This window comes from uncultured Fretibacterium sp., from assembly GCF_938030725.1.
Classification (GTDB): Bacteria; Synergistota; Synergistia; order Synergistales; family Aminobacteriaceae; genus Fretibacterium.
This window is the reverse complement of record NZ_CALHIQ010000101.1, coordinates 1-8,071: the sequence shown is the minus strand read 5'-3', so window position 1 is coordinate 8,071 and position 8,071 is coordinate 1. Positions and strand designations below refer to the sequence as shown.

The window sequence follows — 8,071 nt, the reverse complement described above, 5'->3', positions numbered from 1 at the left end:
CTTCACGTCCGAGCAGATATCCCAGGCGACCGGCCTCTCCCCTGACGAGGTTGAGGCGCTGCGGAGCGGGGAACCGTGAGGTTGCCGGCGAAGCCCAGGGATGCGATGATTGGCCAGGCGCTCTCCGATGCGGGGGCGCCTGTGCTTTAGGCCCACCTGATGAAGCAATACCCCTCCGGTCCTTCGGACCACCTCCCCTTACAGGGGAGGCATTTGAGGTGCTGGATTGTGAATCTGAACGCAACCGTCCAATTGTATAATAAAGTTGTGAGGGGGTGGGGGCTATGGAGGACGCAGAGCGGGAGCGCGACGGTGAGCTGATCGGTCCGGCGTTGGGGCCTGTGACGGAAGGGCAAATCGAGGCGGAGCTGGAGCAGGGAAGGATATACCGCCTCAACGATCGTTTCTTTAAATTTTTGTTTGGTCGCGAGGAGCGCAAGCCCTTGTTTCTGGACCTTGTGAACGCCTTTGTGTTTCCGGATGGAAGCGCGGGCTTCACCGATTTGAAGTACGCGAACCGTGAGCTCTCCGCTGTGCGGGTCGAGGGGAAGAACTGCCACCTGGACATCGTGGCCAAGATGGCGGACGGCACGCAGGTGGAGGTAGAGGTGCAGGTGAGGAACTGGAACGACTACCTGCAGCGTTCCGCGTACTATCTCAGTATGCTGCACGCCTCTCAGTTGGAGGTGGGTGCTTCGTACCTGGATTTGAAGCGGACGATATCGATACACGTTCTGGCGTTCAGCCTGTTTGTGGGGGAACGCTTTCGCCGTGAGTTTTGTCTGTGCGATGTGGAGAGCGGGGAGAAGCTGAGCGACGACCTGAAGCTGATCTACCTCGAGGTTCCGAAGTACGTGAATTACGGGACGCCGCGGAATCGTCTGGAGTATTGGCTGATGTACCTTGCGGGGATGGAGGCGAAGAAGATGCCAGAGGCGATGGTGAAGGATGCGATGATTGGCCAGGCGCTGAGTTTGGAGAAGCTGTTTTTGCAGAGCCGAGAGGAACGCCAGAGTTACATCATGAGCTATAAGGCGATGCGGGACGAGATAACGCGCGACGAAACGATCCGTCGAGTTGCCCGCGCCGAGGGCGAGGCGAGAGGCATTGCCTCCACAGCGCGACGGATGCTGGCGCGGGGCGTTTCGTCCGAGCAGGTCGTTGACTTCACCGGCCTCTCCCCTGACGAAGTCGAGGCGCTGCGGAGGGATCAGCCGTGAGGCTGACCGCGAAGTCTACAGGACAGGCGCTCCCGAAGCAGGGGCGCCTGTCGCTTTAAAAGCTCTTTCAAAAATGGTGCGTGTTCTCTTAGGGGTTCGCCTCGACGTCCGCTGGGCGCTCGGCTGAGGCCGCGACGGGTTCGGACCGCTCCAGCTTCCCGGTGAGGTCCAGCATCTCGACGGGGGCCTCGATGGCCTCGGCCCTCTCCCCGTCCCCGATGAGCGCCACCCCCTCCGGCTCGTCGCGGAACACGATCTCCGCGTCCACGCCCGTGGACTTCATGATGGCCCCCAAGAGGCGCTTGACGTTCTCGTCGGCGCGCTTCAGGATGACCCCGTCCCGCATCACGTGCTGGCGCACCGTTTCCAGGTCTGCCGCCACCTCGCGATTCTGGTCGTCCAGCCGGATGGGGTTGAAGAGGCCGTTGGTCTGGTCGTAGACCTCGTAGCTCGAGGCGTCCGGGGCGATGTGCGTGATGCGACTGTGGGGGATCGTGATGCGGACGCGGTTCACGCCAAACCGCTCCGATATCCTGACCTCGGACAGGTCGCAGCCGCAGACGATGTCCCCGCTGTAGCACATGAGGAGCTTTCGCGTCGTGCCGGGGAGGTGCCTCAGGATGGGGATGTCCAGCGCCCCCCGAAAGTCGATGCGGGAGAGGAAGCGCGCGCGGACCGTGGCCAGCTCGCTGACGTTCCGGATGGCGTCCATGACGGTGGTCCGCACGGAGCGGGCCCTCTCCGGCCCGCGGCGGCGCGTCAGGAGCAGGACGTTCAGGGCGACGGACACGATCAACAAAAACGCGACGATCAGGTGCAGTTGAAAACCCATGCCTTAGCCTCCAATGCAGAACAATTTCCAGCGGGGGTCGCCTTCGCAGCCTATGGCTGCATCTCCCCGGCGATGCGGCGCCGGATTTCCGTTATGGGGAGCCCGTGTTCGATTGCGAGGCGCTTCAGGTCCTCGTACTCCGGCGTCCGGCGCAGGGGGGTGTCACCGATGAGGGCCGTCTTGACGTTCAACTCCCCCAGCATGGTGGACACGCGGTCGATCCTCCAGTTCAGCCGTTCGCGCGTCACGTCGATCCGGCGCACGCCCTGGGAGGTGGTTTCCCGAAGCATGGTCAGGGAGAGGCCCTTCGCCTGCTCCGGGGCCGCAAGGCAGCAGAAGCGGACGGCGGGCCGGCTCTTCTTCATGTAGATGGGCTCCGTCCAGACGTCGAGGGCTCCGTCGCGGAACAGCTTCTCGCTCACGGGCTCGAAGTCCTGGGGGTTCATGTCGTCGATGTTGCACTCCAAAAGCACCAGACGCTCGCGCACCAGGCCGTCGTCCTCCGCCCCGGACTCCATCAGGAGCGCGCGCAGGACGTTCGGCATGTCGGGCGTCGTGCGGTTCCCCAGCCCGAATCCCGACGCCGTGATACGCCCTGGAGGAATGGGGCCGAAGCCGTCCGCCAGCATCCCGATCAGGAGCGCACCGGTGGGCGTGGTGCGCTCCATGGGCTCCCCCTCGGCGAACACGGGCAGCCCATGCAGCAGGAGCTCCGTGGCCGGGGCCGGCACGGGCAGCACGCCGTGGGCGCAGCGCACGGTCCCTGACCCCGTGTTGATGGGGGAGGAGATCACCCGCGGCCACCCCAGGAAGTCCATCAGGATGAAGGTCCCAACGATGTCGATGATGGAGTCCACCGCGCCGACCTCGTGGAAGTGGACCTGGTCCGGCCTGACGCCGTGGACCCTGGCCTCCGCCTGAGCCAGGAGGGAGAAGGCCCGCAGGGCCTCGCGCTTCACCCGGTCGCTCAGCCCGCTCCCCGCGATCAGTTCCTCGATGTCGGCCAGGTGGCGGTGCGCGTGTTCGTGCCCGCCGTGCGCGGGCTCCTGTTCCCGGTGCCCGCAGTCCCCCTCTCCCTCGTCGTGGGGCATGCCGGGCAGGATGACGTCGAAGTTGATGCCGGCGATGCCGTTCTTCACGCCCTCCTCGATGACGAGCTCATACTCCTCCGGCGCGAACGCCGTCACCTTCTTCAGTCCGTCCCGCAGGACGGAGGGGGAGGGCACCAGGTTCAGCAACGCGCCGACGATCATGTCCCCCGCCGCGCCGGCGAAGCAGTCCAGGTAGAGCGTCCTCATCGTCTTTCCTCCTCCTTCAGCGCCATGTCCATCTTCTTCCCCACCGCCCGACGTGCACCGCCGAGGAAGAAGTACCGTGGAGCCTCGTTCCCGTCCTGCGCGTAGCGCAACAGGTCCTTGAAGGGGTCAGTCCCCTGAAGGGGTTTCGGGGCCGGAGCGGCGGAGGGAGGCGACGGGGGCTCCGGCGCGGGGCGCGGGACGCTCCCGGCGTTGCGCAGCACGGCCCGCATCTCACCCTCCTGAGGTTCCTCGTGCAGCATGGGGGCCACGGAGGCCGCGTCGACCTCGCAGGCGAAGGCAACGTCCGGCCCGTAGCCGATCTTGTTCAGAAAGACGGCATGGTCCGCGGTCTGCACGGAGCTCAAGAGCTTGTCGCCGCTGGTGCGCCACGTCAGGAGGGCCAGGCGGGCGCTGTCCGCCAGCAGGAGGTCCGGAGCGCGTCGGGTGAGCTCATCCAGGATGACCCCGGCGCATATCGTGTCGTCCCAGGCGGGGCGGCGCTTGCGCCCGGCGCAGAGGATGCCGATGCGGGACCCCAGGGAGAGCGCGCAGTTCAGGGCGGCTGTGGCGTTGCGCGCGCAGGCGACGACGACGGGGACCCCCGTCGCGGCGGCGCTCAGAAGGGCCCCCGTGCCGTTGGTCGTGGCCATGACGGCGCGGGGGTGTTCCCGGATGAGGTCGCGGGTCAGGTCCAGCGGCGAGTTGCCGAGGTCGAAGCCCTGGGGCGGGATGCCGTTCTCCTCGCCCATCAGGAGGGGGGCGGCTCCCTCGTTCGCCAGGGTACGGGCCAGGCGCCGCGCCGCCTCCACGGAGCCGACGGGGAACAGGTCGCCCCCGCCCAGCTCGAACCAGCGCGTTATCACCGTGGTGGCGCGCAGGACGTCGATGACCATCCACACGTCAACGGCCGGCAGGTGCTCCCCGCACGACAGCACCACGTCGGCCTCAATTGGTTTTGCCATAAGCCATCCCTCCCGTGTCAACGTGCACCATTATAACCCACGGGAAGCGCCGGGAGGAACGGGCAGCGGGCGGGGAAGCCCGCCGCTGTCCCGCAGGCCCGGCTCCTGCCCGCTGCGCCGTTAGAGGGTCAGGTCAGCGCCGCCTCAGGAGGAGCCCTCCGGCAAGCGCAAGTCCGAGGGCCCCGACGAGGCCGAGGCTGCAGCCGCCGCCTCCCTCGCCGCTCCCCTTGGAACCGCCGCCCGACGAGGCGACCCTCTGGGAGATCCACATCGTGCCGCCGACGGAGGCGTCCGCCGTCCCGTCCGGCACCACCAGCAGGCCGTTCATCAGCCGCGCGCCGTCAGAGGCCGCACCGCCTGCGTTGGCCAGGTACGCCGTCAGGGCGACGGTGACGCCGTTGTTCCCGCGAACGAGCTTCAGAGCGCCCTTTGCCGCCGCGTCCTGAGCGCTGACGCCTCCGGCGCCGATGACGTTCCAGCCGGTCGCCCCCGCTGCGGGGACGAAGTCCACCCGGAGGGCCCTAAAGAGCTCAGGGGCCGACGGGAGCTCCGTCACCTTGCGCCCCAGGAGTTTCGAAAGCGTCTCCCAGTTGAAGCTCCACCGGTACAGCAGGGCCAGCACCTCGCCCTTCTTGCGCCCGCCGAGGGTCAGGGACGCGCCGGGCTTCTCTGCCGTGTAGCCGTCGATGGAGAAGCCGCTGGCGGACTTGACGGAGATGGGCGCGGAGGCCCCCAACTTCGTGATCTGGCTGGCGCTGGCGGACCAGGCGCCGCGGAAGGCCGTTTGAAACGCTCCGGCTTGCACCAGGGCGGGGTTCACGTCGGCAAAGGCCAGGGTGCTGCCGCTCGACGCGGCCGCCTCGTTGTAGATGCCCAGCTGTTGCCAGATGCGCGGGTGGATGTTCAGGTAGTCCGAAACGTCCTTATCCACGGTGAGGGTGACCGAGTCCGTGGCGGGGGAACCGTTCATGGAGTTCGACTTCGTCGTGGCGCGGATGACCGTCGTGCCCAGGCTCAGGGCCACCAGGTTTCCGTTGTCGTCGATGTGGGCCACGCCCGTGTTGCTGCTGCGCCAGGTGACCGGCACGAGGGCTGCGATCCTCTTGCCGCCCTGGTCGTAGGCCTCGGCGACCAGGCTGGCGGTCTGGCCGATGGACGTCAGCGAGTTGGGGACACCGCTGATGCGGATGGTGGCCAGGCCACCCAGGCCGCCCGGGTTGTCTGGATCGTTGGCGGACCCGCCCGTTCCGCGCTCGTAGGCGCCGATGTCGTTGTCCCCCACCGAGGAAACGTCTCGGTCCTGACCGCGCTCGTCCGTGTGCGTTTTACCCCCGTCGGTCTTTGAGATTCCGGAGAAATAAATGACGAAGCGGCTGCTGGCGTAGCGGTTTGGGATACGATCCAGCAGATGGTTGGGCGGGTTTGAGGGGACGAGCACCCGGAGGCGATAGGAGGACGCCGCGCCCACCGCGACGTCACTTTCCGTCAGTTTTGGATCCGCGCCGAAGAAGGCTGCCGGGGCGTTCCCGACGTCGATGCTGTCCTCCTTCACGCTCTCGCTGGTCGGTCCGACGTAGTCCGTCCAGAGGCCGGAAACGTCGATGGGGCCGCTGCCTCCCTGCGTCCCGAAAACGCGCATGACGTTATAGCCCAGGGAGGTGATCTTTCGGCTCCCGGCGGAGAACACGTCGGCCCCGTGGGTGGCGGGGGCGTTATTCCCCACGAGGACGTTGCCCATCATGCGGAGCGCCACCTTGGTGTAGAGGCCGCCGCCGTTGCCGCCGGCCTTGTTGTTGACGAAGGTATTGTAGAAGAGCGCCGTGCGGTCGTTATCGGTGGTGCCGTCGAGGTTAACCGCGCCGCCGTCGCCTGAGCTGCCGGCCTGGTTGTCGTAGAAGGTGCAGTTGGCGATTCGGGAAAGCCCGGCAGTACTGAAGATCGCGCCTCCGCCGCCCGTCGCACACTCGTTGGCCTCAAACGTGGAGCGTACCACGGTGGCCTGTATCCCAGCCAGGTTCAAGGCTCCACCCTGACTCCCCCCCGCGGTGTTGTTGAGGAACGCCGAGTCCGATACCTCTATTGTGTTGTCAGTGCCGGTGCCGCCGCAGGAGATGGCCCCGCCGCTGGAAGACGCCGTGTTCTTGGCAAAGTAGAGCTTTCTAAAGGAGCTGGCGCCCGTGCCGCCGTCAAGGAAGATCGCGCCGCCATTCGTTCCGGAGGTATTGTCCTTGAAGGTACAGGACTGGACGTCCGTCCCTCCGTTGCTGGTGCGGATTGCGCCGCCAGGGCCGCTGGTGGTGCTGTTGTTCAGAAAACCGCACTCCTCGAGCACCGTTGCCCCTTTCGCGCAGATCGCGCCGCCGTCAAGGGCTGCCTGGTTGGCTTGAAAGTTGGAACCGGTGCCCTTGACAACCCCATCCGCATAGACCGCGCCCCCGCTGCCCCCCGACGAGTTCTCCTTGAAAGCGGCTTTCTGCAACGTGACGTCCTTGGCGCTGTAGATCGCGCCTCCCATGCCGTTCGTCCCGTCCGCCCCGTTTTTCTGGAACGTCACGTTTTCGTTGACGGTGACGCTCTCGGAAACGTAGAGCGCGCCGCCCTTCTTCTTGGAGTGGTTACCCTCGAAGGTCGCGGCGCCGAACTTTACGTCGACCCCGCTCGCGGCATAGACGGCCCCGCCGCTATCCGTCGCGTCGTTGCCCCTCAGCACGACGCCCTCCGGCAGGGTCAGGACGCCTGACTTGACGTAGATCGCACCACCGTCCTTTGCGGAGTTACCCGTGAAGGTCGCAGCGCCGAACTTCACGGCGGAGCCGTCCTCGGCGTAGACGGCCCCGCCGTTAACCGTTGCTTTGTTGCCGTCGAAGGTCACGGCGTCGAACTTCACGTCGGCTCCGCTCGCGGCATGGACGGCCCCACCGTCCGCCGCGCTGTTATTCTGGAATTTCGTCCCGCCGGTGAACTCCGCCTTAGCGCCCCCGTCGACCTTGACGGCCCCGCCGTTGCCCGCGAAGGTCACGGCGTCGAACTTCACGTCGGTCCCGTTCGCGGCATGGACGGCCCTGGTTCCTTTCGTCAGGGTCAGGCCCTGAAAGGCTACTTTCCCTTTCATCACCTTGAAGATTGGATTGTCACCGCCGTTGATCGTCTTTACTGACCCTTTGATGGTGAGGTCCTGATCCGGCGAAACCTCCGGAAGTGCAGCGGTCAGTGTGATGTCGGAATTGACGACGATTTCCGTGATGTCCTCCGACGCGAGGCTCAGGAGGGCGTTTTTGAGGTCGGCCTCGGAATTGACAGGCTTCGTCGCCGCCTCCGCCAGGGGTGCGGCCCAGACCGGCGCCAGCAGGAGCAGGAGCAAGGGCAAAAATTTTTTCATCTGCGGGTTACCTTCCTTTCCTGGAGCATCTCAAGAGAAGCCATCCGGCGAGCGCCAGAACGGCCGGGGAGCTCGTCCCCACGCAGCCGCTGCCCGAGCCGCCGGCCTTCCCGTTTTGCGCCGAGGGGCGCTCCGTCGTCCACATCGTGCCCCCCAGCGTCCCGTCCGCCGTGCCGTCCGGCACGAGGAGGAGCCCATGGAGGAGGCGGGGTCCGGCCCCGGCCTGCAGATTGGCCAGCCAGGCCGTCAGCTTGATGGTGACGCCGCCCTCGTCGGGGAGGACGGAGAGCGCGCCTGCGGCCTCCGCCTCGGAGGCGGGGACGCCACCCCGGCCGACGACCGCGTAGGCCGCGTCGCCCGCCCCGGCCCCCTGAAACGTC

General features: G+C 66.4%; 6 protein-coding genes. 1 reads left to right on the top strand and 5 read right to left on the bottom strand.

Going from position 1 to position 8,071, the window contains the following annotated elements:
- Nucleotides 1–284 precede the first annotated feature (284 nt).
- On the top strand, nt 285–1,220 hold the full coding sequence (locus Q0629_RS06275; RefSeq protein WP_298780317.1) for an Rpn family recombination-promoting nuclease/putative transposase: 936 nt from the start codon (nt 285–287) through the stop codon (nt 1,218–1,220).
- 88 nt (nt 1,221–1,308) lie between these two features.
- Here the strand turns inward: Q0629_RS06275 and Q0629_RS06270 are convergent, their stop codons facing one another.
- The 5 genes from Q0629_RS06270 to Q0629_RS06250 all read right to left on the bottom strand — a co-directional run.
- Entirely contained in the window at nt 1,309–2,052 is a 744-nt protein-coding gene (locus tag Q0629_RS06270) for a DUF4230 domain-containing protein (RefSeq protein WP_298780315.1), read from the bottom strand.
- 50 nt (nt 2,053–2,102) lie between these two features.
- The gene (gene larC, locus Q0629_RS06265; RefSeq protein ID WP_298780312.1) at nt 2,103–3,350 is read right to left on the bottom strand and encodes a nickel pincer cofactor biosynthesis protein LarC; all 1,248 of its coding nucleotides are present in this window, start codon (nt 3,348–3,350) and stop codon (nt 2,103–2,105) included.
- On the bottom strand, nt 3,347–4,312 hold the full coding sequence (locus Q0629_RS06260; protein ID WP_298780309.1) for a 2-phosphosulfolactate phosphatase: 966 nt from the start codon (nt 4,310–4,312) through the stop codon (nt 3,347–3,349). Before Q0629_RS06260 ends, larC begins: the two co-directional genes overlap by 4 nt.
- Before the next feature lie 133 nt (nt 4,313–4,445).
- Complete coding sequence (locus Q0629_RS06255) at nt 4,446–7,691, bottom strand: hypothetical protein (RefSeq protein WP_298780307.1); 3,246 nt, start codon at nt 7,689–7,691, stop codon at nt 4,446–4,448.
- A 7-nt stretch (nt 7,692–7,698) separates the two neighbouring features.
- Nucleotides 7,699–8,071, bottom strand: a 373-nt coding sequence (locus Q0629_RS06250) for a hypothetical protein (protein ID WP_298780306.1), incomplete at its 5' end; no start/stop codon positions are given.